General features: G+C 56.1%; 22 protein-coding genes. 10 read left to right on the top strand and 12 right to left on the bottom strand.

Translation table 11 applies throughout. From position 1 onward, the window contains the following. Positions 1–215 precede the first annotated feature (215 nt). From yvcK to pmrB, 4 genes are all read left to right on the top strand, one after another. Positions 216–1,121, top strand: a complete 906-nt coding sequence (gene yvcK, locus HV127_RS16655; protein WP_181482941.1) for a uridine diphosphate-N-acetylglucosamine-binding protein YvcK — start codon at positions 216–218, stop codon at positions 1,119–1,121. A gap of 110 nt (positions 1,122–1,231) precedes the next feature. Next, entirely contained in the window at positions 1,232–2,875 is a 1,644-nt protein-coding gene (eptA, locus tag HV127_RS16650) for a phosphoethanolamine transferase EptA (protein WP_182237349.1), read from the top strand. Further along, positions 2,872–3,543 carry a two-component system response regulator PmrA gene (gene pmrA / locus HV127_RS16645; RefSeq protein WP_182237347.1) on the top strand — a complete coding sequence of 224 codons (672 nt, stop codon included), beginning with the start codon at positions 2,872–2,874 and terminating at the stop codon, positions 3,541–3,543. Before eptA ends, pmrA begins: the two co-directional genes overlap by 4 nt. A 4-nt stretch (positions 3,544–3,547) precedes the next feature. Then, on the top strand, positions 3,548–4,645 hold the full coding sequence (gene pmrB / locus HV127_RS16640; protein ID WP_182237345.1) for a two-component system sensor histidine kinase PmrB: 1,098 nt from the start codon (positions 3,548–3,550) through the stop codon (positions 4,643–4,645). A 397-nt stretch (positions 4,646–5,042) separates the two neighbouring features. On the opposite strand, the gene uvrB is transcribed toward pmrB, so the two are convergent. After that, positions 5,043–7,064 carry an excinuclease ABC subunit UvrB gene (uvrB, locus tag HV127_RS16635; RefSeq protein WP_110276775.1) on the bottom strand — a complete coding sequence of 674 codons (2,022 nt, stop codon included), beginning with the start codon at positions 7,062–7,064 and terminating at the stop codon, positions 5,043–5,045. Between the two features lie 721 nt (positions 7,065–7,785). On the opposite strand from uvrB, the gene HV127_RS16630 reads away from it, so the two are divergent. Further along, positions 7,786–8,508, top strand: coding sequence for an ATP-binding cassette domain-containing protein (locus HV127_RS16630; protein WP_110276777.1), 723 nt, complete (start codon positions 7,786–7,788; stop codon positions 8,506–8,508). On the opposite strand, the gene bioD is transcribed toward HV127_RS16630, so the two are convergent. The 4 genes from bioD to bioB are packed head-to-tail and all read right to left on the bottom strand — an operon-like array spanning position 8,450 to position 12,098. Further along, entirely contained in the window at positions 8,450–9,172 is a 723-nt protein-coding gene (gene bioD, locus HV127_RS16625; RefSeq protein ID WP_182237343.1) for a dethiobiotin synthase, read from the bottom strand. The two genes, HV127_RS16630 and bioD, sit on opposite strands and share 59 nt — an antisense overlap. After that, on the bottom strand, positions 9,165–9,920 hold the full coding sequence (bioC, locus tag HV127_RS16620; RefSeq protein WP_182237342.1) for a malonyl-ACP O-methyltransferase BioC: 756 nt from the start codon (positions 9,918–9,920) through the stop codon (positions 9,165–9,167). The genes bioD and bioC overlap by 8 nt, the downstream gene beginning before the upstream one ends. Beyond that, positions 9,904–11,061, bottom strand: coding sequence for an 8-amino-7-oxononanoate synthase (gene bioF / locus HV127_RS16615; protein ID WP_182237340.1), 1,158 nt, complete (start codon positions 11,059–11,061; stop codon positions 9,904–9,906). The genes bioC and bioF overlap by 17 nt, the downstream gene beginning before the upstream one ends. Further along, entirely contained in the window at positions 11,058–12,098 is a 1,041-nt protein-coding gene (bioB, locus tag HV127_RS16610; protein WP_182237338.1) for a biotin synthase BioB, read from the bottom strand. The genes bioF and bioB overlap by 4 nt, the downstream gene beginning before the upstream one ends. A gap of 86 nt (positions 12,099–12,184) precedes the next feature. On the opposite strand from bioB, the gene bioA reads away from it, so the two are divergent. Beyond that, positions 12,185–13,474 (top strand): adenosylmethionine--8-amino-7-oxononanoate transaminase, encoded by a 1,290-nt coding sequence (bioA, locus tag HV127_RS16605; RefSeq protein WP_182240696.1) that lies wholly within the window; start codon positions 12,185–12,187, stop codon positions 13,472–13,474. Between the two features lie 69 nt (positions 13,475–13,543). Then, positions 13,544–14,020, top strand: a complete 477-nt coding sequence (locus HV127_RS16600) for a kinase inhibitor (protein WP_182237336.1) — start codon at positions 13,544–13,546, stop codon at positions 14,018–14,020. An 88-nt stretch (positions 14,021–14,108) separates the two neighbouring features. On the opposite strand, the gene HV127_RS16595 is transcribed toward HV127_RS16600, so the two are convergent. The 6 genes from HV127_RS16595 to hutI form a co-directional block, all read right to left on the bottom strand. Beyond that, positions 14,109–15,488 (bottom strand): amino acid permease, encoded by a 1,380-nt coding sequence (locus HV127_RS16595; protein ID WP_182237334.1) that lies wholly within the window; start codon positions 15,486–15,488, stop codon positions 14,109–14,111. A gap of 99 nt (positions 15,489–15,587) precedes the next feature. Further along, positions 15,588–17,123, bottom strand: coding sequence for a histidine ammonia-lyase (gene hutH, locus HV127_RS16590; RefSeq protein WP_182237333.1), 1,536 nt, complete (start codon positions 17,121–17,123; stop codon positions 15,588–15,590). Further along, positions 17,120–18,808 carry a urocanate hydratase gene (hutU, locus tag HV127_RS31735; RefSeq protein WP_228727468.1) on the bottom strand — a complete coding sequence of 563 codons (1,689 nt, stop codon included), beginning with the start codon at positions 18,806–18,808 and terminating at the stop codon, positions 17,120–17,122. Before hutU ends, hutH begins: the two co-directional genes overlap by 4 nt. Positions 18,809–18,951: 143 nt before the next feature. Beyond that, positions 18,952–19,677 (bottom strand): histidine utilization repressor, encoded by a 726-nt coding sequence (locus tag HV127_RS16575; protein ID WP_182237332.1) that lies wholly within the window; start codon positions 19,675–19,677, stop codon positions 18,952–18,954. 55 nt (positions 19,678–19,732) lie between these two features. Continuing rightward, the gene (gene hutG / locus HV127_RS16570) at positions 19,733–20,689 is read right to left on the bottom strand and encodes a formimidoylglutamase (RefSeq protein WP_182237331.1); all 957 of its coding nucleotides are present in this window, start codon (positions 20,687–20,689) and stop codon (positions 19,733–19,735) included. Beyond that, complete coding sequence (gene hutI / locus HV127_RS16565) at positions 20,686–21,984, bottom strand: imidazolonepropionase (protein ID WP_228727531.1); 1,299 nt, start codon at positions 21,982–21,984, stop codon at positions 20,686–20,688. The genes hutG and hutI overlap by 4 nt, the downstream gene beginning before the upstream one ends. Positions 21,985–22,162: 178 nt before the next feature. Between hutI and HV127_RS16560 the strand changes: the two genes are divergently transcribed. The 3 genes from HV127_RS16560 (at position 22,163) to HV127_RS16550 (ending at position 24,676) form a co-directional block, all read left to right on the top strand. Beyond that, the gene (locus HV127_RS16560; RefSeq protein WP_182237330.1) at positions 22,163–23,446 is read left to right on the top strand and encodes a putative acyl-CoA thioester hydrolase; all 1,284 of its coding nucleotides are present in this window, start codon (positions 22,163–22,165) and stop codon (positions 23,444–23,446) included. A 406-nt stretch (positions 23,447–23,852) separates the two neighbouring features. Next, on the top strand, positions 23,853–24,065 hold the full coding sequence (locus HV127_RS16555) for a hypothetical protein (RefSeq protein ID WP_182237329.1): 213 nt from the start codon (positions 23,853–23,855) through the stop codon (positions 24,063–24,065). Between the two features lie 56 nt (positions 24,066–24,121). After that, entirely contained in the window at positions 24,122–24,676 is a 555-nt protein-coding gene (locus HV127_RS16550) for a LuxR C-terminal-related transcriptional regulator (protein WP_182237328.1), read from the top strand. Positions 24,677–24,772: 96 nt separating this feature from the next. Here HV127_RS16550 and HV127_RS16545 read toward each other — a convergent pair whose 3' ends face one another. Then, positions 24,773–25,504, bottom strand: coding sequence for a MerR family transcriptional regulator (locus HV127_RS16545; RefSeq protein WP_182237327.1), 732 nt, complete (start codon positions 25,502–25,504; stop codon positions 24,773–24,775). Positions 25,505–25,573: the final 69 nt, after the last annotated feature.

Below are 25,573 nucleotides of genomic sequence, written 5' to 3'. Positions count from 1 at the left end.
ATACAGAAGAGTTTCTGTCGCCAGGCGGCAGAGAATTAACTCACGCCGGGAAAGCGGGCTGAATTACCGGCTAATATTATCACTGTGTGACACCCCCACTTTTAGCAAATAGCCATGTCCAGAGCGTGCTACACAATAGATGTCAGAGGCCGGGCATCGTTTTTTAACAAGAGATCGGTTACTGTGAGCCCGATTAATTGATAGAAGGGATTTTTATGCGCAATCGTACTTTCGCCGATCTTGATCGCGTTGTGGCTCTGGGCGGCGGACATGGGCTGGGCCGGGTAATGTCATCACTCTCCTCCCTTGGCTCACGCCTGACCGGTATTGTCACCACCACCGATAACGGCGGTTCCACAGGACGAATTCGCCGCGCGGAAGGTGGCATCGCCTGGGGAGACATGCGCAACTGTATTAATCAGCTTATTGCCGAACCCAGCGTGGCGTCGGCGATGTTTGAATATCGTTTTAGCGGTAACGGTGAGCTGTCCGGGCATAACCTCGGAAATCTGATGTTAAAAGCGCTCGATCACCTGAGCGTGCGGCCTCTTGAAGCGATCAATTTGATCAGAAATCTGCTTAAAGTCGACGCGCTGCTGATTCCCATGTCGGAACAACCGGTCGATCTGATGGCGATTGACCACGAAGGGCATGAAGTATACGGCGAAGTGAATATTGACCAGCTCGCCTGCGTGCCGCGCGAACTGATGCTCTCCCCACCGGTTCCCACCACTCGCGAAGCGATAGAGGCTATTGCCGAAGCCGATTTAATTCTTATCGGACCAGGTAGCTTCTATACCAGCCTGATGCCCATTATCTTGCTCGATGAGATGGCGCAGGCGCTGCGCCGCACGCCCGCACCGATGGTGTTTATTGACAACCTCGGTAAAGAACATAGCCCTGCCGCCAGCCTGGCGCTGGCGGACCGGGTGGCCATTATGGAGCAGCATATCGGCAAGCGGGTGATTGACGCGTTAGTGATCGGCCCGAAAGCGGACACCACAGGTATTGAACATCGGGTGGTTATCCAGACGCCGCTGGACGCCAGCGATGTCCCTTATCGCCACGATCGGCAGCTATTACGCAGCGCGCTGGAAAAAGCGATCCAGGAGTTAGGCTAATTCTCAAGGCAGCGTTATTCTGGCCACCAATCCAGCCAGGCTTAAAATCTTAAGGTTGTCTTAAAAAAACATCGGCAACATAGCGACCATCTCTTTACGTGGACGTCGCTATGTCACTATTTTCTTTACGTCGGCCGGTGGTTAGCCGTACAACCTATCTGATTCTGTTTGCCTGCTATATTGGGCTGGTACTGAATCTCGCCTTCTATCGTCAGGTATTTACCCTGCTGCCGGTCAACGGCCTGCACAACTGGCTGGTGTTCCTCAGCATGCCGATAGTGGCAATTAGCGTGATGAACATCATTACCACCATCGCCTCGTTCCTGAAGCTTGACCGTCTGGTTATTAGCCTGTTTATCTTGCTGAGCGCCTCAGCTCAGTATTTTATCTGGACCTTCGGCGTGGTGATAGACCGGGGAATGATCACCAATATTTTCGATACCACCCCCGCCGAAAGTTTCGCCCTGCTCTCCAGCAAAATGGTTCTGATCCTCGGCCTTTCCGGGGTTCTGGCGGTAGCTGTCGCCTGGTGGGTTAAAATTCGTAAACCGCAAACGTTATGGCGAGGCGTCGCCGTGCGCCTGCTCAGCATCGTGGTTTCAGCACTGTTGATTATTCTGGTCGCCGCACTGTTTTATAAAGATTACGCCTCGGTGTTTCGCAATAACAAAGAGCTGGTGAAATCTTTGAGTCCGTCGAACAGTATTGTGGCGATGAATTCCTGGCATGCACATAACAGAATGGCCAATCTGCCGCTGGTAAGAATTGGCACAGACGCCGTGCAGAAGCCGGAAATGCGCAACGCAGCGAAGAAAAACCTGACCATTGTCGTGTTAGGCGAAACCTCAAGAGCGGCGAACTTTTCGCTCAACGGCTATTCCCGCGAAACCAACCCGCGTCTGAAGCAAGATAATGTGGTCTATTTCCCGAATACCACTTCCTGCGGCACCGCCACGGCAGTTTCCGTGCCGTGCATGTTCTCTAATATGCCGCGAGCCCACTATGATGAAGAGTTGGCGCAGCATCAGGAGGGAGTACTGGATATCCTGCAACGCGCAGGAGTTAAGGTACTGTGGAGCGACAACGATGGCGGCTGCAAAGGGGCCTGCGACCGGGTTCCGAACCAGAACGTGACCAAGCTCAATCTGAGCGGTCAGTGCATTGATGGCGAGTGCTACGATGAAGTGTTGTTCCATAATCTGGAGAGCTACATCGACGGTTTGCAACAGGACGGGATTATCGTTTTGCATACTATCGGCAGCCACGGTCCGACCTATTACAATCGCTATCCGCCGCAGTTCAAACAGTTCACACCGACCTGCGACACCAATGAGATACAGGGTTGCACTCAGCAGCAGCTCACCAACACCTACGACAATACAATTTTGTATGTCGATTATGTGGTCGATAAAGCGATAAAATTATTGCAGTCGAAGCAGGATAAATTTACCACCAGCCTGGTGTACCTCTCGGACCACGGCGAATCGCTGGGGGAAGATGGGGTTTATTTACACGGTCTGCCGTGGTCCATTGCGCCTGATACGCAAAAGCATGTACCGATGCTGCTGTGGCTGTCGCCGGATTATCAACAGCGCTATGGCGTATCCGAACAGTGTTTGCAGCAAAAAGCGAAAACACAACCGTATTCGCAGGATAATCTCTTCTCCACCCTACTCGGCCTGCTCGGGGTTCAGACCCATGAGTATCAGGCAACAGATGATATTTTAACGCCATGCAGAGAGGCAGGCCGATGAAAATTTTAGTCATTGAAGACGATGCGCTCCTGTTACAAGGATTAATTCTGGCGATGCAAAGCGAGGGCTACGTGTGCGACGGCGTGTCGACTGCCCACGAAGCGGCGCTCTCTCTGGCCAGCAATCACTACAGCCTTATCATTCTCGATTTGGGGCTACCGGATGAGGACGGCCTGCATTTCCTGGCGCGCATGCGTCGGGAGAAGTTTAGTCAGCCAGTGCTGATCCTCACCGCCCGCGATACCGTTGATGACCGCATCAGCGGCCTGGATACCGGCGCGGATGACTATCTGGTAAAACCTTTCGCTCTTGAAGAGTTGAACGCGCGCATTCGTGCCCTGCTGCGTCGTCACAACAATCAGGGGGATAATGAGCTGACCGTGGGTAATTTGCGCCTGAACGTCACCCGCCGTCTGGTCTGGCTCGGCGAGCAGTCCCTTGATTTAACGCCGAAAGAGTACGCCCTGCTCTCACGCCTGATGATGAAAGCGGGCAGCCCGGTACACCGCGAAATTCTCTACAACGATATTTATAGCTGGGATAACGAGCCGGCCACCAACACCCTGGAGGTGCATATCCACAATCTGCGCGATAAGGTGGGTAAAGCGCGGATCCGCACCGTCCGGGGTTTCGGCTATATGTTGGTCAACAATACTGAAGTGGAATAACGATATGTCGCTGTTCGTTAATGCAAACTGGACCATGCGCCATCGGCTACTGCTGACTATCGGCGCTATTCTGGCGGTTTGTCAGTTGATTAGCGTGTTCTGGCTGTGGCATGAAAGCCAGGAACAGATCCAGCTACTGGTGGCCAGCGCCATTGAGGGGCACAACAACCAAAAGCATGTTGAGCATGAAGTTCGGGAAGCGGTCGCCAGCCTATTGATCCCAAGCCTGTTGATTATCGGCCTGGCGCTGTATATCAGCCTGCTGGCGGTCAAAAAAATCACCAAGCCGCTGTCCCGACTGCAAGAAGAGCTGGAGAGTCGCACCCCAGACAATCTCCAGCCGATTACGCTGAAAGAGTCAGTGCCGGAAGTTACCGCAGTGACTAGCGCAATCAATCAGCTGGTTTCTCGCCTGAATCTGACGCTGGATCGCGAGCGCCTGTTTACCGCCGACGTCGCCCATGAACTGCGCACGCCGCTTGCCGGGCTGCGTCTGCATCTGGAGCTGCTGGCAAAAGTCCATAGCGTCAGCGTAGACCCGCTGATTCAGCGGCTCGATCAAATGACCAACAGCATCAATCAATTGCTTCAGTTGGCGCGCGTCGGCCAGTCATTTTCCGCCGGGAGCTATCAGCAAGTGGCGCTGAAAGAGGATGTTGTCGAACCGCTACAAGATGAGCTACAGGCGATGCTGGCACAGCGGCAACAGAAGCTGGTGCTTGACGAAGGAAGTGGTGAGGCGATTGTGTCAGGCGACGCTACGCTGGTGCGGGTGATTTTACGTAACCTGGTGGAAAACGCGCATCGTTACAGCCCTGCCGGGTCGACGATTCGCGTGTCGATAAAGCCTGGCCTGACGTCAATTCTGGCGGTGGAAGATGAAGGTCCGGGAATTGATGAAGCAAAAAGCGGTGAATTGAGCAAAGCGTTTGTACGCATGGACAGCCGCTACGGTGGTATTGGTCTGGGGCTCAGTATCGTAACCCGCATCGCCCAGTTACACGATGCCCAGTTCTTTTTACATAACCGTCAACCCGGCCCAGGAGTTCGCGCCTGGGTGCTCTTCCCTAAAACGTCCCGTCAGAACGTCAGCACCCACTGATGGAAGAAGGCAACGACAATAACAAAGGCGCAGGTAACTGCCAGGTATTCGCGGAAGGTTAATTTTTGCATGGCGCTATCCTCAGTAGATTGAGGATAGTTTCGCCGAACAATATTAAGCCAACATTAAGGGCCACGGAAAAACGGGACTGAACCCGTGACTGAAAATCCCGGACCTCAGACGGCTGTGAACCCGTAGCCCGGGCAAGGCGCGTCGAGCGCCGCCCCCGGGATGAAGCCACCCGCAGGCATCTGATCCAGCACATTTCCCGGAGGCGATGCTGCGCATCTGTCCGGGCTACCGGCCCGCAGACTGCTGTGAACTCGTAGCCTGGGGAGACGTCAGACCAATGCATCAGGTCCAGATAAGCACGCCCCAGCCTCTATTTCGCAAACGGCTACGACGCAGCGATAAACAGATCGCGCAGCTGATGAAGCTGGTCGCGAATTTGCGCCGCCTCTTCGAACTCCAGGTTTTGCGCATGCTGCATCATCTGCCCTTCCAGCTCGCGAATTTTCTGCTGTAGCGCTTTCGGCGTCAGGGTCAGTTCCACCGCATCAGCTTCAACCGGCGAGCGGAACTTGCCGCGTCCCTTGGTTTTGGTTTTCGCAATATTCTGACCCAGCGCCAGAATATCAACCACTTTCTTATTGAGTCCCGTAGGCGTAATACCGTGCTCTTCATTGTAACGTTGCTGCTTCTCACGACGACGCTCGGTTTCATCAATCGCTCTGGCCATCGACGCAGTTATCCTGTCGCCATAAAGAATCGCCTTACCGTTGATGTTACGCGCCGCACGGCCAATAGTCTGAATCAGCGAGCGCTCCGAGCGCAGGAAGCCCTCTTTGTCGGCATCCAGAATAGCCACCAGCGACACTTCCGGCATGTCTAAGCCTTCACGCAACAGGTTGATCCCGACCAGCACGTCAAACTCGCCCAGACGCAGGTCGCGGATAATTTCCATACGTTCCACGGTATCGATATCTGAGTGCAGGTAGCGCACCCGCTCACCATGCTCTTCCAGATACTCGGTTAAATCTTCCGCCATCCGCTTGGTCAGGGTGGTGACCAGCACGCGCTCGTTAATCGCGGTGCGAATACGAATTTCCGAGAGCAGGTCGTCCACCTGGGTTCCCACCGGACGCACTTCAATCACCGGGTCAAGCAGCCCCGTCGGACGGACTACCTGGTCCACCACTTCGTCGCCGGATTTATCCAGCTCATAGGCCCCAGGCGTTGCCGAAACATAAATGGTCTGCGGCGCGAGGGCTTCAAACTCTTCAAACTTCATCGGACGGTTGTCCAGCGCCGACGGCAAACGGAAGCCGTACTCCACCAGCGTCTCTTTACGCGCCCGGTCACCACGATACATGCCGCCAATTTGCGGAATAGTGACATGGGATTCATCAATAACCAGCAGGCCATCAGCAGGCAGGTAGTCGAACAGCGTCGGTGGCGGCTCGCCCGGCCCGCGCCCCGAGAGATAGCGCGAGTAGTTTTCAATCCCTGAGCAGTAGCCCAGTTCATTCATCATTTCGAGATCGAACTGGGTACGCTGACTCAGGCGCTGTTCTTCCAGCAGCTTGTTGTTCTCCAGCAGCACCTTGCGCCGGTCAGCCAGCTCAACTTTAATCTCTTCCATCGCCTGGACGATACGTTCACGCGGGGTGACGTAGTGCGTTTTGGGATAGACGGTATAGCGTGGGATCGTCGATTCCACGTGGCCGGTCAGCGGGTCGAACAGCGACAGGCGCTCAACTTCCTCGTCGAATAGCTCGATACGCAGCGCGATATCGTCAGACTCCGCCGGGAAGATATCGATAACTTCGCCGCGAACGCGGAAGGTACCGCGCTGGAAGGCCTGATCGTTGCGGGTATATTGCAGTTCGGCCAGACGACGCAGAATGGCGCGCTGGTCGATTATCATGCCGACGGTGAGGTGCAGCATCATCTTCAGGTACAGGTCCGGATCGCCCAGACCGTAGATGGCGGAAACCGATGCCACCACCACTACATCGCGACGCTCAAGCAACGCTTTGGTCGCCGACAGGCGCATCTGTTCAATATGTTCGTTAACCGACGCGTCCTTCTCAATGAAGGTATCCGAGCTCGGCACATAGGCTTCGGGCTGATAATAATCGTAGTAAGAGACGAAATACTCCACCGCGTTCTCCGGGAAGAACTCTTTCATCTCACCGTAAAGCTGCGCCGCCAGCGTTTTGTTAGGTGCCAGCACCATCGTCGGGCGTTGTAGATCGGCAATAACGTTGGCGATGGTAAACGTTTTACCCGAACCGGTTACGCCGAGCAGCGTTTGATGCGCCAGGCCATCTTCCAGCCCCTCTTCCAGGCGACGAATGGCTTCCGGCTGGTCGCCAGAGGGACGGAAAGCAGAATGCAGCTTGAACGGTTTACTCATCAATCAGGACCTGAAGAAGGGTTGAACGGCAGGTGTTTAATTCTACCCTTCAGTTCAACTTTTGCCAATAAATAATACTGGATATAAAAACAGTATCATACTATCGTATATCTCCAGATTTGTCTTTTTTACCGCCATCGCGGACGAAAAAAAGCCGCCTTGCGGGATAATCCACCAATCAATAGGGTTATCCCCAGAAACTTTTGGCATTTAACATTTGTCAAGCAAGGGGATGAATCTTTTGTGGCAGTCGGTGACACTTTTTTTACAGCCATTGATTTTATTTAATTAATTGATATTTAACAATATTTAAGAAAAGATGGGTTTCGCGTCAATTTGCCCGCAGGCCGCGTAATCTCTAGCTTACCGCAAGTTCTCTAACTCTAATGCACAAGGTTATCCACAGGAATAGTGGATAACTGTCTGCAGCCCATGACCTGTGCCACCCGGCCGAAATCACTGAATGGGGCAAAACACCTGCTAAAAAAATTTATTGAATTTTTTTTGCGATTTATCGGCAAAGAATAGCTGGATTTTCTATTATTTTTTGCACCACATTTCAGCGCTCTGGCACCGGGAAAGTGCAAGGTCTGCCGTAACCCTCTTCACTTTCACCATGCCGCCCCTGTATTTGTCAGCAAATACCGAGAGTTCTTTTTCCTGGCAAGGGATTTGCAGAATCTTCTTGTCGCCCGCTATCCCAGGAAAGGAGAAAACGTCTATGTTGAGTCTACGTGCCGTGAACCACTATTACGGAAGCCAGCACACGCTGTGGAATGTTGACCTTGAGCTCAGGCCGGGGAAATGTACTTGCGTAATGGGGCGTGAGGGGATGGGGAAAACCACCCTCGTTAACTGTATTACCGGGCACCTCCCGGTGGCCAGCGGAAGTATGACCTGGCAGGACGCGGGGGCTGCGCCCTATGACCTGATGCCGCTCTCCGCGCAATCGCGTAGCGCTATCGGTATCGGCTACGTCCCGCAGGACAAACGCATCTTTTCGCAACTGAGCGTGGAGGAGAATCTGCATATTGCCCTCGCGGCAGGCGGCGAATCCGCGTCAGCGGTGGCCGGGGAGATTTACGATCTGTTTCCGGAACTCTATACGCTGCGGCAAAGCAAAGGCATTACGCTAACGGCTGATGATCAGTACCAGTTGGCGCTGGCCCGGGCGCTGATAACCCGCCCGCGCCTGCTGATCCTTGATGAACCCTCGCGCGCTGGCGGGCAACGTTTTCTGCACAAATTAGGCGACCTGCTGGTTCGTCTGAACCGCGATATCGGCCTGACGGTGCTGATCGCCGAGCAGCACCTGCCGTTTATTCGCCGGGTCGCGGACAGTTTCTGCCTGCTGCACTGCGGTCGCAGCGTCGCCCAAGGGGATGTTATCCAGCTGGATGCGCCGCTGCTGGCGCAGTGGATGACGCCCGATCCAGCACGCTGAGATCGAGATAGTGGCCGAGATCCTCACGCTGTGCCACATCCGCCAGCCACGGGATCTCACCAAGAAACGGCGCGGGCAGTACGCGTTTTAGCGTCGCCAGATACTCAAGATGGCGCTTGCCCGGCGGCTGGATGTCGTTGGCAACCCATCCGGCCAACGGCAGCCCGGCCTGAATCACCGCCTGAGCGGTGAGCATCGCATGGTTAATGCACCCCAGCTTAACGCCCACCACTAAAATCACCGGTAACTGCTCTTGCTCTACCCAGTCGGCAAAGGTCAGCGTTTCTGAAAGCGGCGTAAACCAGCCCCCCGCGCCTTCCACCAGCACCCAATCAGACAATGCTTCCAGACCGCGCAGGCCCGCAGAAAGCGACGCGGCATCAATCGGCCTGCCTTCATCGGCGCTGACAATATGCGGCGACGTCGGTTCAGCAAAAGTGAATGGATTGACCTGTTCGTAGCGCAATGTCACCCGGCTATTGCGTTGTAAAGCCAGCGCATCGTCGTTGCGCAGCCCTTGCGCCGTGTTTTCGCTGCCGGAAGCGACCGGCTTATAGCCCGCGCTATTGAATCCTGCGCGATTGGCCGCCTGTAGCAGAGCGCAGCTGGTGACGGTTTTACCGACTTCGGTGTCGGTTCCGGTCACAAAGAAGCGTTTAATCACGTTCGATGACTCCTGTAAAAAGATGGTACGTCAGCGGGCATAACCCCTGCTGCTGCGGCCAGGCCAGTTGAAGCTGGCGCAGTTTGCCACGACTGAGCGGTGTGGCGCTGCGGCCCTGATGCAAATGGGTCGCGCCAATGCCTTTAAGCGAACGCATCGCGCTGAGCGCATCGGCAAACGGCAGAGTGATGGCATGGACATGACCGGTAGCGCGGCGACCAACCAGCGTCTGGCGTACCGCCTGCTCGCTGAGAAAACGGTTAGCATGCGGCTGTTCATCAATAGCTCGCCACGCCTGATTCAGCTCCGGCAGCGAACCTGCCAGCAAAGTGCTAAACGCCACCCGACCGCCGGGTCGCACGACCCGATACAGCTCATTAATGGCAGTGGCAAGATTGTCGCACCACTGAACCGCAAGGTTGCTCCACGCCAGGTCGACGCAGCTCTCCGCCAGCGGTAGCGCTTCGATATCCCCTTCGACGTAGCGATCAGCGCAGTCTCCGCACCGGGCTTGCGCCAGCATCTCAACGGAGAGATCCAGAGCCGTCACCCGGCACCCGGCCTCGCGCCAGAAGCGGCTTATGCTGCCGGGGCCACAGCCCGCATCCAGTACCTCGGGGAAGGTTTTTATATCGAGCTGCTCCAGCAGCCGGGAGGCACTCAGACGTTGCAATTCATCATGCTGAGAGTAATGGCCCGCCGCGCGACCAAACGCCGCTGCTACCGCGCGTTTATTCACCGCCGTCATGCAGCACCTCCAGCAGGCGGGCGATATCGGCGGATTCATGGGCCGCCGTCAGCGTCAGGCGCAAGCGCGCGCTACCAACAGGGACTGTCGGCGGACGGATGGCCGTCACCCAGCAGCCCTGTTCACGCAGGCGCGCCGCCAGCCGCAGCGCACGGGCATTGTCGCCGACGATCAACGGCTGGATTGCGCTGATGGATTGCGTGAGTTCACCGGGATAGTCGGCCATTTGGCGGCGAAAATCGGTAATATGACGGGCCAGCTTCTCCCGCCGCTGCTGACCGTCGTCGCTACGAATCACGCCCAGCGCAGCGCTGAGGGCCACCGCCTGCGCCGGAGGCATGGCGGTGCTGTAAATCAGATGACGGGCAAACTGCAACAGATAATCCGCCAGCGCCTCGCTACACAGTACCGCCGCGCCGCTCACGCCAAAAGCTTTGCCGAAGGTAACAATCAGCAGATCCGGATGTACCTGCTGGCTATCGCAACTGCCTCGCCCCTCTTCGCCGACCACGCCGATGCCGTGCGCGTCGTCCACCAGCAGGAGCGCCTCAGCCGCCCGCGTCGCCCGCTGGATATCCGTCAGCGGAGCGCTATCACCATCCATACTGAAAATCCCTTCGGTCACCACCAACTGTTGACCGGATAGCGGTTTCGCCAGCAGCTCTTCAAGATGCCGGGCGTCATTGTGCTGAAAGCGCCGCAGCTGTGCCGGACTGAGATTAGCGGCTTCAAGAAGCGAAGCATGGCTGAGGCGATCGGCAACAATCCGATCTTCTTTGCCCGCCAGCGCGGCAATCACCGCCTGATTGGCGGCAAAGCCTGAAATAAACAACAGCGCGCGCGGGTAGCCCAGCCAGTCGGCAAGCTGCTCTTCCAGTGCGCAATGCGCCTCGCTATAGCCACTGACGTGACCGGAGCCGCCGCTGCCGACGCCATAGCGCTCCGCGCCTTCCTGCCAGGCTTTGACGATCGCCGGATGCTGGCTGAGGCCAAGATAATCGTTACTGGAAAAATTGAGCCAGCGCTGGCCTTCGCGGGTGAGCCAACGACCGGCTCCCTGCGTCACCGGCTGACGGCACCGCAGAGCGTCCGCCGCCTGCCGCTCTTCCAGCGCCTGCTCGATACGCTGCTGCCAGCTCATAGCGCCGCCGCGTTGTAATATTCCTCGGTATCAGGATTCATCAACACCTGCTCCAGGCGCTGCTGCTGGGCGTTATCGCCTTCCAGCACCGCGGTTTGCTGCGGGTTAATCCCCAGTTTGCGGAACAGCTGCAGATCTTTGTCCTCTTCCGGGTTGGGCGTAGTCAGCAGTTTGCAGCCGTAGAAAATCGAGTTGGCCCCGGCCATAAAGCACATCGCCTGGGTTTGTTCGTTCATCTGCTCGCGCCCGGCGGAGAGGCGCACGTGCGAGGTCGGCATCATGATGCGTGCGATGGCGATAGTGCGAATAAAATCAAAAGCATCAACGTCGTCGTTATCCGCCATTGGCGTGCCTTTGACCTTCACCAGCATGTTGATCGGCACGCTTTCCGGCGGGGTCGGCAGGTTCGCTAATTGCAGCAGCAATCCGGCGCGATCTTTAACCGTTTCGCCTAAGCCGACGATACCGCCAGAGCATACTTTGATCCCGGCATCGCGCACTTTGTCGAGGGTATCGAGGCGCTCCTGGTAGGTGCGGGTAGTGATGACATTGCCGTAGAACTGCGGCGAGGTATCAAGGTTGTGGTTGTAGTAATCCAGACCGGCGCCGGCGAGCCGCTGCGCCTGGCTGTCGTTAAGGGTACCGAGCGTCATGCAGGCCTCCAGCCCCATCTCCTTCACCCCTTTCACCATCTGCTCGAGGTACGGCATATCGCGATCGTTAGGGTTCTTCCACGCCGCCCCCATGCAGAAGCGGGTTGAACCGGCTTTTTTCGCCTGCCGTGCCGACTCCAGCACCTGCTCGACCTCCATCAGGCGTTCTGATTCGAGACCGGTTTTGTAGCGCGCGCTTTGCGGGCAGTATTTGCAATCTTCCGGGCAGGCACCGGTTTTAATCGACAGCAGCGTGCTGACCTGAACCTGACGCGGGTCGAAGTGCTGACGGTGGGTCTGCTGTGCTTCAAACAGTAAATCCAGGAAGGGTTTATTAAACAACTCAGTAACTTGTGACATTGTCCAGCGGGTGTGGTGAGCCATTAGCCTCTCCAAAAAAGTTTTGTTAATTGTCGGTTCGGTTTATACTCGTAAACCTAAATGTTTTCAAAATGGTTTACAAGTCGATTATGACAATGGACGATCTCGCTTTCGATCGGCGCCACATCTGGCACCCTTACACTTCAATGACTTCCCCACTGCCGGTCTATCCGGTGGTGGCCGCCCACGGCTGCGAGTTGACCCTTGCCGGTGGCGAGCAGTTAGTTGACGGCATGTCGTCCTGGTGGGCGGCGATTCATGGCTACAATCACCCGCGGCTGAACGCGGCGATGAAAGCGCAGATTGACCAGATGTCGCACGTGATGTTTGGCGGGATCACTCACCCTTCCGCCGTCGCGCTGTGCCGCCAGCTCGTGGCGATGACCCCGGAATCTCTTGAATGCGTGTTCCTCGCTGATTCCGGTTCCGTTGCCGTTGAAGTGGCGATGAAAATGGCGCTCCAGTACTGGCAGGCAAAGGGCGAGCCGCGTCAGCGCTTTCTCACCTTCCGCAACGGCTATCACGGCGACACCTTCGGCGCGATGTCGGTCTGCGATCCGGATAATTCGATGCACAGTCTGTGGCAAGGTTATCTGCCGGATAACCTGTTCGCCCCGGCGCCGCAAAGCCGCTTCGATGGTGAATGGGATGAGCTGGATATGGTGCCGTTCGCTCGTCTGATGGCCGCCCATCGCCATGAAATCGCGGCGGTTATTGTGGAACCGATTGTCCAGGGCGCAGGCGGAATGCGGATGTATCATCCCGAGTGGCTCAAGCGGATCCGCAAAATGTGCGACCGCGAGGGCATACTGCTGATTGCCGATGAGATTGCCACCGGATTTGGCCGCACTGGCAAGCTGTTCGCCTGCGAGCACGCAGGCATCGCGGCAGATATTCTGTGCCTCGGCAAAGCGCTAACCGGCGGCACCATGACCCTCTCCGCCACGCTGACCACCCGCCAGGTAGCGGAAACCATCAGCAACGGTGAAGCAGGCTGCTTTATGCACGGCCCGACTTTTATGGGCAACCCGCTGGCCTGCGCGGTAGGGGCGGAGAGCCTGCGTCTGCTGGCAAGCGGTGAGTGGCAACAGCAGGTGGCGGCGATAGAAACACAGCTGAAAACCGAGCTGGCCCCGGCAAGAGAATCCGCGCTGGTTGCCGATGTCCGCGTGCTTGGGGCGATTGGCGTGGTCGAGACCCGCAGGCCGGTGAATATGGCAGCGCTCCAGCGCTTTTTCGTCGACCAGGGCGTGTGGATCCGCCCATTCGGACGCCTGATCTATCTGATGCCGCCGTATATCATTACCCCAGAACAGCTGACCCGTCTGACCCAGGCGGTTAACGCCGCAGTACAGGAAGAAACATTTTTTAGCGAATAAGAGACGGTAATGATTCGCCTCACACGCTACACTTCTTTGCTAATCAGTAGATTAACCTGAGGAGAGGCGATGAAATTAATCAGTCATGATTTGCTGGATGGCGCAAAGCTGCCCAATCGTCATGTATTCAACGGCATGGGCTACGATGGCGATAATATTTCGCCGCATCTGGCGTGGGATGATGTCCCGGCGGGAACCAAGAGCTTTGTGGTGACCTGTTACGATCCTGATGCGCCAACCGGATCCGGCTGGTGGCACTGGATTGTGGCCAACCTTCCTGCCGATACTCGAGTGTTACCGCAGGGAGCCGGTTCCGGTCTGGCGGACCTGCCTGAAGAGGCCATTCAGACCCGTACCGATTTTGGTCAGGCGGGATACGGCGGCGCGGCGCCACCGAAGGGCGAGACCCACCGCTATATCTTCACCGTCCACGCGCTGGATGTTGATAAAATTGATGTTGACGCGGGTGCCAGCGGTGCGATGGTGGGCTTTAACGTCCATTTTCACAGCCTCGGCAGCTCGTCGATTACCGCCCTGTTTAGCTAACGATCCCGGATGTCCAGGCTACGGGTCCGCGCGGTTTGCGGGTTTTGTAGCCCGGACAGGTGCACAGCACCGCCTCCGGGAAGATTGACTACTCCGTCACCGCCAGCACGGCGTTTTTTCTGACCCGCGCGAACCACACCACCGTCAGCAGGCCGAGCCATACCAGACCGGCGATCAGCGCAATCCGCGTCTCCTCCACCATCCCCAGCACTGCGATCACCAGCCCCATAAACAGCAGGGTCAGCAGCGGCGCAACCGGCCAGAACGGTACCGGGAAAGCGATGTTACGACGCTCTTCTTCAGACAAACTACGACGCATCGCAAAGTGCGCCAGCAGGATCATCAGCCAGACCCACACCGTGGCGAAGGCCGCCAGCGAGGCGATCAGCACAAATACCTGCTCCGGCATCAGATAGTTCAGCACCACCGCTGCCAGCAGCGCCACCCCCATCACCACCACCGTCATCCACGGCACGCCGTTGCTGGCGATGCGCTGGAAGCTCTTCGGTGCCAGCCCCTCTTTCGCCATGCCGTACATCATGCGCCCCGCGCCGAAAATATCGCTGTTAATCGCCGAAATACTGGCGCTGATCACAATGATATTAAGGATGGTGGCTGCCGCCGGGATGCCCAGGCCATCAAAAATCAGCACGAACGGACTGCCCCGCTCGCCGAAGCTATTCCACGGGAAAATCGCCATCAGAATCGCCAGGGTGCAAACATAGAACAGCACGATACGCAGCGGGATAGTATTAATCGCCTGCGGGATCACCTTCTGAGGGTTCTTCGCTTCGGCTGCGGTCACGCCGATAATTTCCACGCCGCCGAAGGCGAACATCACTATGCCGAGCGAGGCGATAATGCCCTCCCAGCCATTAGGCGCAAAGCCGCCGTGGCTCCATAAATTTTCCAGCCCGGTTGCCGGGAAAGCGTTACCGAAACCGAAGAAAATAATGCTGCCGCCCGCCACAATCATGGCAATAATCGCCACCACTTTAATCAGCGACAGCCAGAACTCCATCTCGCCGAAAACGCGTACGCTGCACAGGTTCATGGCGCCGATAAAAAAGATAATGCTCAGCACCCAGATCCAGCGCGGAACGTCGGGGTACCACAGCCCCATATAGATGCCGAAGGCGGTGACGTCCGCCAGGGCGACAATCACCATTTCGAAGGTGTAGGTCCAGCCGGTAATAAACCCGGCCAGCGGGCCAAGATACTGGCGCGCGTAGCTGCCGAAGGAGCCGGAAACGGGGTTACGCACCGCCATCTCCCCGAGCGCGCGCATAACGATAAACACCGCCGCGCCGCCGATCAAATAGGCCAGCAGTACCGCCGGCCCGGCGGCCTTAATCGCCGATGCGGAACCATAAAACAGCCCGGTACCGATAGCGGAACCGAGCGCGATGAAGCGAATGTGACGGGCGTTCAGCCCGCGCAGCAGGTGTGGCTTGTTCTGTTGTTGCATATGCAAGTGTCCTGATAGTTTTTATACGACGACAAATATGCGTGTAGGGTGACCGGGAGGAGAGATCCTCCCGGCGCAGGTACAGAGAACAGCGATGGTTTAGTGTTGGTCTGAGAGCACGCCAGGCAGCAGCCGCGTCAGGTGACGCTCCGCCAGAAGCGCAATAGCGTTTTCAATATCCGGGGCAAAGAAGCGATCTTCGGTGTAGTGCGTGACTCGCTCGCGCAGCAGGTGGCGCGCCTCTTCCAGCAGCGGACTGCTGGCCAGGCCTTCGCGCATATCCAGCCCCTGCACGGAAGCCAGCCACTCAACGGCCAGCACGCCGCGCGTGTTTTCCGCCATCGCCCACAGGCGACGACCGGCAGCCGGAGCCATCGAGACGTGGTCCTCCTGGTTAGCTGAAGTCGGCAGGCTGTCCACGCTGTGCGGATGCGACAGTGCTTTGTTTTCGCTGGCCAGCGCCGCGGCGGTGACCTGGGCAATCATAAAGCCGGAGTTGACGCCGCCGTTTTTGACCAGGAACGGCGGCAGCTGCGACATATGGCTGTCCATCATCAGGGCGATACGGCGCTCCGAAAGCGATCCGATTTCGGCAATCGCCAGCGCGATATTGTCCGCCGCCATCGCCACCGGCTCAGCGTGGAAGTTACCGCCGGAAATCACGTCGTTTTCGCTGGCAAACACAAGCGGGTTATCGGAGACCGCGTTGGCTTCAACCAGCAGCACTTCCGCCGCCTGGCGAAGCTGGGTCAGGCAGGCACCCATCACCTGCGGCTGGCAGCGCAGAGAGTACGGGTCCTGAACCTTGGTGCAGTTATGGTGCGACTGCGAAATGGCGCTATCGTCAGTCAACAGATGGCGATAGAGCGCCGCCGCGTCAATCTGCCCGCGCTGACCGCGTGCTTCATGAATACGCGGGTCAAACGGACGACGCGATCCCAGCGCCGCTTCGGTGGTTAACGCGCCGCAGACTACAGCGGATGCAAACAAATCTTCGGCTTCAAACAGGCCGCGCAGGGCAAACGCCGTTGATGCCTGAGTGCCGTTGAGCAGCGCCAGTCCCTCTTTTGCCGCCAGGGTAATCGGCTCAAGGCCCGCGATGCGCAGCGCCTCGGTTGCCGGTAGCCATTCGCCGCCGCGCACCCGCGCTTTTCCTTCGCCCAGCAGCGTTAAAGACATATGCGCCAGCGGCGCGAGGTCGCCAGATGCGCCGACCGAGCCTTTCGCCGGGATCCACGGCGTCACGCCCTCATTCACCAGACCTATCAGCGCCTGAATCACGCTCAGGCGGATCCCGGAAAAGCCGCGCGACAGGCTGTTAATTTTCAGCACCATAATCAGACGCGCCAGGTCATCATCCAGCGGTTCGCCAATCCCCGCCGCGTGCGACAACACCAGCGAGCGCTGAAGATTTTCGAGATCTTCGGTGGAGATGCGGGTTTGCGCCAGCAGGCCAAAACCGGTGTTAATGCCATACGCGGTGCGGCCTTCCGCCAGAATCGCGTTGACGCAGGCGACGCTATCGTCAATGGCTGCAAAGGCGCTCTCGTCGAGGGTGATGTTGAGCGGCTGGCTATAGACATCGCGCAGCTGCGACAGGCTGAGTTGACCCGGAATCAGTGTTAAAGCGTTCATTTAGCATGCCCCTGCGTTGCTGCCACCATCGGAAGATTCAAACCTTGTTCTGCTGCGCATTCAATAGCAATGTCGTAGCCCGCATCGGCATGGCGCATCACGCCAGTCGCCGGATCGTTGTGCAGGACGCGGGCAATGCGCGCCGCCGCTTCGTCGGTACCATCACAGACGATAACCATGCCGGAGTGCTGCGAGAAGCCCATCCCTACTCCGCCGCCATGGTGCAGCGACACCCAGGTCGCACCGCTCGCAGTATTCAACAACGCGTTGAGCAGCGGCCAGTCGGAAACCGCATCGGAGCCATCGCGCATCGACTCCGTCTCGCGGTTCGGGCTGGCGACGGAACCGGAATCAAGGTGGTCGCGGCCAATGACGATTGGCGCGGAGACTTCACCACTGCGCACCATTTCGTTAAACGCGAGGCCCAGCTTCTGCCGCCACTCCAGCCCCACCCAGCAGATACGCGCCGGTAAGCCCTGGAAGCTGATGCGCTCGCGGGCCATATCCAGCCAGTGATGCAGATGCTTATCGTCTTTCACGATCTCTTTGACTTTAGCATCGGTTTTATAGATATCCTGCGGGTCACCGGACAGGGCGACCCAGCGGAACGGACCGATGCCCCGGCAGAACAGCGGGCGAATATAGGCGGGAACGAAGCCTGGGAAGTCAAAGGCGTTACCAACGCCCATCTCCTGGGCCATCTGGCGAATGTTGTTGCCGTAGTCAAACGTCGGCACGCCCATTTCGTGGAAGGCCAGCATCGCCTGCACGTGGTCGGCCATTGAACGCTTCGCCGCCAGGATGGTGCCCTGCGGGTCTGATTCGGCTTTCACCTGATACTCTTCCCAGCTCCAGCCTTTCGGCAGATAGCCGTGCAGCGGGTCGTGGGCGCTGGTCTGGTCGGTCACCATATCCGGGCGCACGCCGCGCTTGACCATTTCCGGTACGATGTCTGCCGCGTTACCGCACAGGGCGATAGAGATCGCCCGGCCTTCAGCGGTGTATTTTTTGATGCGCGCCAGGGCATCATCCAGCGAAGTCGCCTGTTCATCAACGTAGCGGGTACGCAGGCGGAAATCGATACGGCTCTGCTGGCATTCAATATTCAGCGAGCAGGCACCCGCTAAGGTTGCGGCCAGCGGCTGCGCGCCACCCATGCCGCCCAGGCCCGCTGTTAATACCCAACGCCCCTTCAGACTGCCCTGATAGTGCTGGCGACCGGCCTCAACGAAGGTTTCATAGGTACCCTGCACGATGCCCTGGCTACCGATATAGATCCAACTGCCGGCGGTCATCTGGCCGTACATTGCCAGACCTTTAGCATCGAGTTCATTAAAGTGTTCCCAGGTCGCCCAGTGCGGAACCAGGTTGGAGTTAGCGATCAGTACGCGCGGCGAGTTTTCGTGGGTTTTGAATACGCCCACCGGCTTGCCGGACTGCACCAACAGGGTCTCATCGCTCTCCAGATCTTTCAGCGCCTTCACGATGGCGTCGTAGCATTCCCAGTTGCGCGCCGCGCGTCCAATACCACCGTACACCACCAGCTCATGCGGGTTTTCGGCGACATCCGGGTCGAGGTTGTTCATGAGCATACGCAGCGGAGCTTCGGTCAGCCAGCTCTTCGCATTTAACGTTGTGCCACGCGGTGCACGTACGTCCTGCTGGCGGTATTTGCTTTGCGACATCGGGGGTTTCTCCTGACAATTAACGTTGTGTACGTAGATACATATACTTGTCTATACAAGCATGCGCAAGCCAGGATTTAACACAAATGATACATTTTTGTTATATTGCGTCAGCAATCACATTTTGCCAACGCGCGTAAAGATCAGGAACCAAAGTGGCCCTGCAGGCGATAGCGGCTACCGGGAAAAAGCAGGCGCGCATGGGAGACGATATGGGTGGTGGACCAGGTACGGCGGCGAATCAGCAGGCACGGATCGTGGGCATGGATATGCAGCAGCACGCACTCCTCCGCGGTGGCCTGCACTGCTTCAACGATGTGCTCCCCCTCGGTTAAGGGGGCAATCAGCGACAAATAGTCGTGAGGCGTAGTGGTGGTATAGTCCTGGCGCAGATAGTCCGGTACGACGGCGGCGTTAACGCAGCGGTCTTCAATCTGTACCGGAACATCATTTTCAAAATGCACCATCTGCGAATGAAAAATCCGCGTACCGACCGCCACGTTCAGCGCCGTGGCCTGAATCAGGTCGGCCTGAGTCTCCTCCAGCAGCAATACCTGACAGCGGTGCTGATGGTGGCGGGAGGTAATTTCGTCAGCGATACTGCGCACTTCAAACAGCGCCGACTGCCCTTTAGGCTCCGCCACGAAGGTACCAACGCCCTGAAGTCGCACCAGCAGGCCCTCGTCGGTCAGCTCGCGCAGCGCCCGGTTGATGGTCATGCGGCTGAAGCCAAACTGCGCCACCAGCTCCGCCTCCGAAGGAATACGATCGTGCACACGCCAGACGCCGCTGTGGATCTTTTCGCTGATCGCCTGTTTCACCTTTTCATAGAATGGCGCGGGTGCGGAACGAGGTTGCGGTGAGAACATAGCCGGGCTTTCCTTGTGCTAATGGGCGGCGAAACGTCCAGAATATACCGAATCGCTAATGCCACCAATGGGCGATTTGCCATGCCAGACGCGCTGCCGCGCGGGCCCCTTGACTATCGATATCATATTGCGGATTAAATTCTACTAAATCCACCGCCTGGAGCTTACCGCTGCGGCACAGCGGCTCAACAATGCGCAGCAGCGTTGCCAGCGGGATACCGAGCGCAGCAGGCGCGGAGACCGCCGGCATTTCACGCGCGGGCATCACATCCAGATCAATAGTCAGATAAAGGCGATCGTAACAAGTGATATTACGCGTGATTTCCGGGATAACTCGCGCCTCAAAAGATGCGAGAACATCGAGATCCTCAATAATCATCACCTCGCGGCGGGCGGCCTCATCCCACAGCGCCTGGGTATTGGCGGCGCGGCTTACGCCGATACAGGTGTAATGGAAGCCTCGCTGCTGCGCTTCGCAGGCCAGCGCCAACTGGCGGAACGGCGTACCGGAGCTGGCCTGGTCGGCAAAACGCAAATCAAGGTGCGCATCGAGGTTAATGATGCCGACTTTCTCGTCAGGAAACGCATCCAGCACCCCGGCACCGTGGCCGAAAGCCGTCTCGTGCCCGCCGCCTAATACCAGCGTGCGTTTGCCTGCGCGTTGACAGGCAGTAACCGCTTCGCGCAGCGCCTGCTGAGCCTCTTCCAGTCCCTCACCCACTGCGCTGATGGTTCCCATATCAACGCAGCGGTCATGCCCCTGGTGACTGGCCATGTTCGCCAGCGCCCGGCGCAAGGTTTCAGGTCCCTTTTCGGCCCCGGTGCGCCCTTTATTGCGCCGGACCCCTTCATCGCAGGCGAATCCCAGCAGGGCAATATCACCCACCAGCGCTTCAGGTGCAAAACGTTCAGCCCGCGCGATGGTTTGAAACAAGCGTAGTGCGTTAGCCGCTTCCGCGCTGTCATCGCGCCCCTGCCACAGTGCTGCGGGCGTAGATTGCCAAAGCTTCATGCGATTTCTCCTCGAACGACGCGCTGCCACAGCGGGCTGCGCCCCGGTTCATAAACCATTTCCACCGGATGTTCGGCATCCCAGATAGCAAAATCGGCAACAAAGCCTGCGGCCAGCTGCCCGTGGCTCGCCTGACGGCCCAGCGCCTGCGCCGCATGACGGGTAACCCCTGCCCACGCCTCCTCCGGCGTTAAGCCAAATTTCACACAGGCCATATTCATCGCCAGATGCAGGCTGGCAAAGGGGCTGGTGCCAGGGTTGTAGTCCGTCGCTACCGCCATTGGCACGTGATATTCACGCAGCAGCTCAACCGGCGGTTTACGGGTTTCGTTAAGAAAATAGAACGCGCCGGGCAGGAGCACCGCCACGGTGCCGCTGCGGCTCATTGCCGCGACTCCCTCTGGCGTCAAATATTCAATATGGTCGGCGGAAAGGCCTTTATAGCGGCTCACCAACTCAGCGCCGCCCTGCGAAGAGAGCTGCTCAACGTGCCCTTTAACCGGAATCCCCAATGCCTGGGCCGTACTGTAAACCCGCTCGGTTTGCACCGGACTAAAACCGACGTTTTCACAAAAGGCATCGACGCTTTCGAACAACCCCTCTTCCCACAGCGTGGGCAGAATCGCTTCGCAAACCAGATTAATGTAGCCATCCGGGTCGCCTTTATATTCCGGCGGCGTGGCGTGAGCGGCGAGCAGCGTTGGCGAAATCTCGACGGCATGGTTTGCGGCGAGCTGTTGCACGACTCGCAGCATCTTGCGTTCGTTTTCAAGGTCTAACCCGTAGCCGGATTTAATCTCCAGAGTGGTGACGCCTTCACGCAGCAGCCTCTCCAGACGCCGTCGGGCCAGTTCCAACAGTTCCGCTTCGCTGCTTTCCCGGGTAGCGCGCACCGTTGAGTTAATACCGCCGCCGTTGGCGCTAATAGTCTGGTAGGAAACACCATTGAGGCGCTGCTCCCACTCCTGCGCCCTACTACCGCCGAATATCAAGTGAGTATGGCAATCAATTAACCCCGGCGTCAGAAGTCTGCCACCGAGATCGATACTTCGCCCTGCGGGCGCCTCGTTATCGGCAACAACGGCCTCAATGCGACCATTGCGCACCAGCAGCGCGTGATGCTCCAGCAGGCCATAAGGTTGTGAGTGGTCAGGATTCAGGGTAGCGAGACGGGCGTTTCGCCAGATTACACGTTCGGAGGTGGCTTCAGTCATAGCGGTCAACTTGTCATGGGTTGTATAGACATTTATTTTGATCCTGCGTGAAATGTCAACAAAAGCAAGGATGAATGTTATTTATTTGTGACCAAACGCGACCCATTCCCGGTTCCTGCTATACAAAAGCAGCAACTTTTTTGCGCTATGTCTTCCCGTTTCGCTTAACTTGGTATAAAACAGCAGGCTTTAAAGGACTTATACCCGTCATACTTCAATTCAGGGTATATCTATTTGATTGATTCTTGCCCGGAGCAACATGAACACATTTTCCGTTTCCCGCATGGCGCTGGCGCTGGCCTTTGGCGTGACGTTGTCCGCCTGTAGCTCGACGCCTGCCGATCAACAGCCCTCAACGCAGACTGCGCCGGGCACGGCTTCTCGTCCTGTTTTAACCGCTGATGAGGCGAAAAACTTCTCAACGGCGAGTTATTTCCAGTCTCTAGATCCTAACGCCCAGGCCTGGCACCCGTCTGCCATTAGCCTGCCGGCGCAGCCTGATTTTGTCGTCGGGCCTGCGGGAACCCAGGGTGTGACCCACACCACTATTCAGGCCGCGGTTGACGCAGCGATTACCCGTCACTCCAACCGTCGCCAGTTTATTGCCATCATGCCGGGTGAATATACCGGCACCGTGTATGTTCCGGCGGCCCCGGGCGCGCTGACTCTGTATGGCACCGGCGAGAAGCCGCTCGACGTCAAAATCGTCCATCCGATTGATTCAGAAATCGATTCGACCACCTGGCGTCACCTGGTCAATCCGGGCGGCAAATATATGCCGGGCAAACCAGCGTGGTATATGTTCGACAACTGCCAGAGCAAACGTACCGCGACTATTGGCGTAATGTGCTCGGCGGTATTCTGGTCGCAGAATAACGGCCTGCAGTTGCAGAACCTGACGATCGCCAACGATCTCGGCGACAGCGTTGACGCGGGCACCCACCAGGCCGTCGCTCTGCGCACCGATGGCGATCAGGTGCAGATTAACAACGTCAATATCCTTGGTCGTCAGAACACCTTCTTTGTGACCAATAGCGGCGTACAGAACCGTCTGCAGGATAACCGCCAGACCCGTACTCTGGTCAGCAACAGCTATATTGAAGGCGATGTCGATATTGTTTCCGGCCGTGGGGCAGTGGTGTTTGATAATACCGATTTCCGCGTTGTGAACTCGCGTACCCAGAAAGAAGCCTACGTTTTCGCGCCAGCAACCCTGAAGAGCGTGAACTACGGGTTCCTGGCGATCAACAGTCGCTTCACAGCTTACGGCGATGGCGTAGCGCAGTTGGGTCGCTCTCTGGACGTTGACGGCAATACCAATGGCCAGGTCGTTATCCGCGATAGCGTCATTAATGAAGGCTTTAATATGGCCAGACCGTGGGCCGATGCCGTGGGTTCAAACCGTCCGTTTAGCGGTAATACCGGCACTGCCGATGACAAAGGCAACCCGCAGCGCAATCTGAACGATGCTAACTTCAACCGCATGTGGGAATACAATAACCGCGGCGTGGGAAGTTTTGTTGTCGCTGAGCCGAAGCAGTAACGGTTATAAACTTGAAGGGGGAGCCATTCCCCCTTTTCTCTCCGCTCCCTTCAGGCTCTATCCCCTTTTCCCTTCCACCACCATCGTCAGGATAGTTCATCCTGGTTGCTAAATCCCCACGTTGTACAAGTTTTTAATCATAAAAATAACAATAAAAACAATCACCTATAATTTAAAAACAAAAAAAATAATCTATAAGTACAAAATAACCTGCAAAAACTGTACAAGTACAAAATCATGACTATAGTTAAAACGTAAGTTTTAATTTCTCTGCATTACAGCATCCTTATGACTTAAAAATTGCACACCATTTCTCTTGATATGGTGAAAAACTGAATAACAAAGATGATTGTTATCAATCGGCTTTGTTGGTTGATTAATTATTGAATGCAGCTTGAGATATATCATGCAGATTAAAAACACTATTCCCGCAGAGTTTATTCCTAACTCTGCTTTGCTAAAAAACATCGAGCATATGGTGCAGATTAAAAACGAAACGGTGAGTAATGAGCGTTTAATCATCGAGGTTCAGCACCGCCTGAATATTGAGAAAAATGAAATTCTCGCTGATTTGTATATGCAAATACTGCATATGTTATACGGAAAAAATCATCACTAAGCGCGACATTTAGCAGACAAACATACAGCAACTAACGACCCAGGCTCGGAGGTCAAATGAATAGCGACAAACCAGATTTCTTTTTTAATCATTACGATCTTTGGATTAATAATAACCTTCTCCGTCAGGGTTTACAGCTTATTCTTGATTCACTATCACCGGGCTGTTTTCATGGGAAATACGTTTTCTTCACCAGCGACAACTATTATTCTGTGTTAAATCATAAGTATGACCAACGGAGGGTTCGCTTTGTTCTGCTTACGGATGGTAATGACTTAAACTTCTTAAGTGAAATTCCAATGTTCAGAATCTCCGCGCGCTCCACGCCAGCTGAAATAAAATCGTTTATTCTCCGACCAACGCTGTATGGTAAAAAACCGGATGGCGAATCCGAGGGTATTATTCTTACCAGCCGTGAGAAAGCGGTTATCCGCTTAATGAACGATGGTGAAGCGATGGTTAATATCGGAAAGTCACTGAACTTGCATATTAAAACGATTTATCAAATCCGTCTGACGTTGATTAAAAAATTAGGCTGCTCCGGGCGTACAGACTTTTTTAACATTAGCCGTAGCGAAACGTTCAAAGCCTGGTCACAGCTCAATTCTTAATATTTTATCGTTAGGTCAAGTTAAAATATCTAAAAAAGCAAAAGCGGCGGAATATAAAAAAAAACGCATGTTCCGCTGCTGACTTCAATTTCCCTATTAACCCCCATGAAACTCGATGGTAAACCCCTGACTTTGCCAGTGGCTGAGTAATTCCGCCTGCAAAGGAGATAATGCACGGCCGGTCCAGACAAAAATGTGCTGTCCAGGGAACAGTTCCGGGCGAGGAGAATCAAGCGGTTCAGCCAGAACGTTAACATGCCAGGCTCGCTGGGACAAACGCCACGCCTCCAGCCACAAACGTGCACGGTCTTCATTCCCCCAACCAACTAACAGAGTCTCTTTACCGACTTTTTTACGCGATTCTGCAAGGATAAGCGCTACACAATCGATCAAAATTCCATCCAGCATACTGACGATAGCCAGCGAGGTGTTCTGGTCGAGGTTTAATTTACTACGTACAGGCACAAAGAGGCGGTCAATCAGTTTATCTGCGGGATATTCGTGGCTGAGGGACATGATTCGGGTGCGTAACTTTGAAGGTTGTACAACACGCAGAAGTGCCATCATTTCTTCCTGGAGCAGAATGGCAGCATCTTGTGATTCCGGCTGATGGCCTTCCAACAACGCTTTAACCTTACCAACCGAGACACCACGATCGATCCAGCGCTTGATCTCCTCGATACGCTGAACGTCCTCCTCGTCAAACTGCCGGTGCCCTCCCTCGCTTCTCTGCGGCTTCAGCAAACCATATCTCCGCTGCCAGGCACGCAAAGTAACCGGGTTGATTCCGCAACGTTCGGCGACTTCGCCGATACTGTAATAAGCCATTAGCGCCTCTACCTGTAGTACTGTCCTGACTAAATTAACTAATTTAGCTGGGTTGTACAATTAACTTTT

Origin of the sequence: Klebsiella sp. RHBSTW-00215 (genome assembly GCF_014103785.1) — a bacterium.
In the GTDB taxonomy this organism is placed as follows: Bacteria; Pseudomonadota; Gammaproteobacteria; order Enterobacterales; family Enterobacteriaceae; genus Klebsiella.
The sequence above is the reverse complement of the archived record's forward strand: the minus strand, read 5'-3'. Positions and strand labels throughout refer to the sequence as shown.

Excerpts from the sequence above, each read along its gene's own strand:
- HV127_RS16575 (WP_182237332.1), bottom strand. The coding sequence starts at position 19,677 with ATGTTCTCACCGCAACCTCGTTCCGCACCCGCGCCATTCTATGAAAAG.
- pmrB (WP_182237345.1), top strand. The coding sequence starts at position 3,548 with ATGTCGCTGTTCGTTAATGCAAACTGGACCATGCGCCATCGGCTACTG.
- HV127_RS16600 (WP_182237336.1), top strand. The coding sequence starts at position 13,544 with ATGAAATTAATCAGTCATGATTTGCTGGATGGCGCAAAGCTGCCCAAT.
- HV127_RS16595 (WP_182237334.1), bottom strand. The coding sequence starts at position 15,488 with ATGCAACAACAGAACAAGCCACACCTGCTGCGCGGGCTGAACGCCCGT.
- HV127_RS16560 (WP_182237330.1), top strand. The coding sequence starts at position 22,163 with ATGAACACATTTTCCGTTTCCCGCATGGCGCTGGCGCTGGCCTTTGGC.
- hutU (WP_228727468.1), bottom strand. The coding sequence starts at position 18,808 with ATGTCGCAAAGCAAATACCGCCAGCAGGACGTACGTGCACCGCGTGGC.
- uvrB (WP_110276775.1), bottom strand. The coding sequence starts at position 7,064 with ATGAGTAAACCGTTCAAGCTGCATTCTGCTTTCCGTCCCTCTGGCGAC.
- hutH (WP_182237333.1), bottom strand. The coding sequence starts at position 17,123 with ATGAACGCTTTAACACTGATTCCGGGTCAACTCAGCCTGTCGCAGCTG.
- bioC (WP_182237342.1), bottom strand. The coding sequence starts at position 9,920 with ATGACGGCGGTGAATAAACGCGCGGTAGCAGCGGCGTTTGGTCGCGCG.
- bioF (WP_182237340.1), bottom strand. The coding sequence starts at position 11,061 with ATGAGCTGGCAGCAGCGTATCGAGCAGGCGCTGGAAGAGCGGCAGGCG.
- eptA (WP_182237349.1), top strand. The coding sequence starts at position 1,232 with ATGTCACTATTTTCTTTACGTCGGCCGGTGGTTAGCCGTACAACCTAT.
- HV127_RS16630 (WP_110276777.1), top strand. The coding sequence starts at position 7,786 with ATGTTGAGTCTACGTGCCGTGAACCACTATTACGGAAGCCAGCACACG.
- bioB (WP_182237338.1), bottom strand. The coding sequence starts at position 12,098 with ATGGCTCACCACACCCGCTGGACAATGTCACAAGTTACTGAGTTGTTT.
- yvcK (WP_181482941.1), top strand. The coding sequence starts at position 216 with ATGCGCAATCGTACTTTCGCCGATCTTGATCGCGTTGTGGCTCTGGGC.
- HV127_RS16545 (WP_182237327.1), bottom strand. The coding sequence starts at position 25,504 with ATGGCTTATTACAGTATCGGCGAAGTCGCCGAACGTTGCGGAATCAAC.
- pmrA (WP_182237347.1), top strand. The coding sequence starts at position 2,872 with ATGAAAATTTTAGTCATTGAAGACGATGCGCTCCTGTTACAAGGATTA.
- HV127_RS16555 (WP_182237329.1), top strand. The coding sequence starts at position 23,853 with ATGCAGATTAAAAACACTATTCCCGCAGAGTTTATTCCTAACTCTGCT.
- bioA (WP_182240696.1), top strand. The coding sequence starts at position 12,185 with ATGACAATGGACGATCTCGCTTTCGATCGGCGCCACATCTGGCACCCT.
- HV127_RS16550 (WP_182237328.1), top strand. The coding sequence starts at position 24,122 with ATGAATAGCGACAAACCAGATTTCTTTTTTAATCATTACGATCTTTGG.
- hutG (WP_182237331.1), bottom strand. The coding sequence starts at position 20,689 with ATGAAGCTTTGGCAATCTACGCCCGCAGCACTGTGGCAGGGGCGCGAT.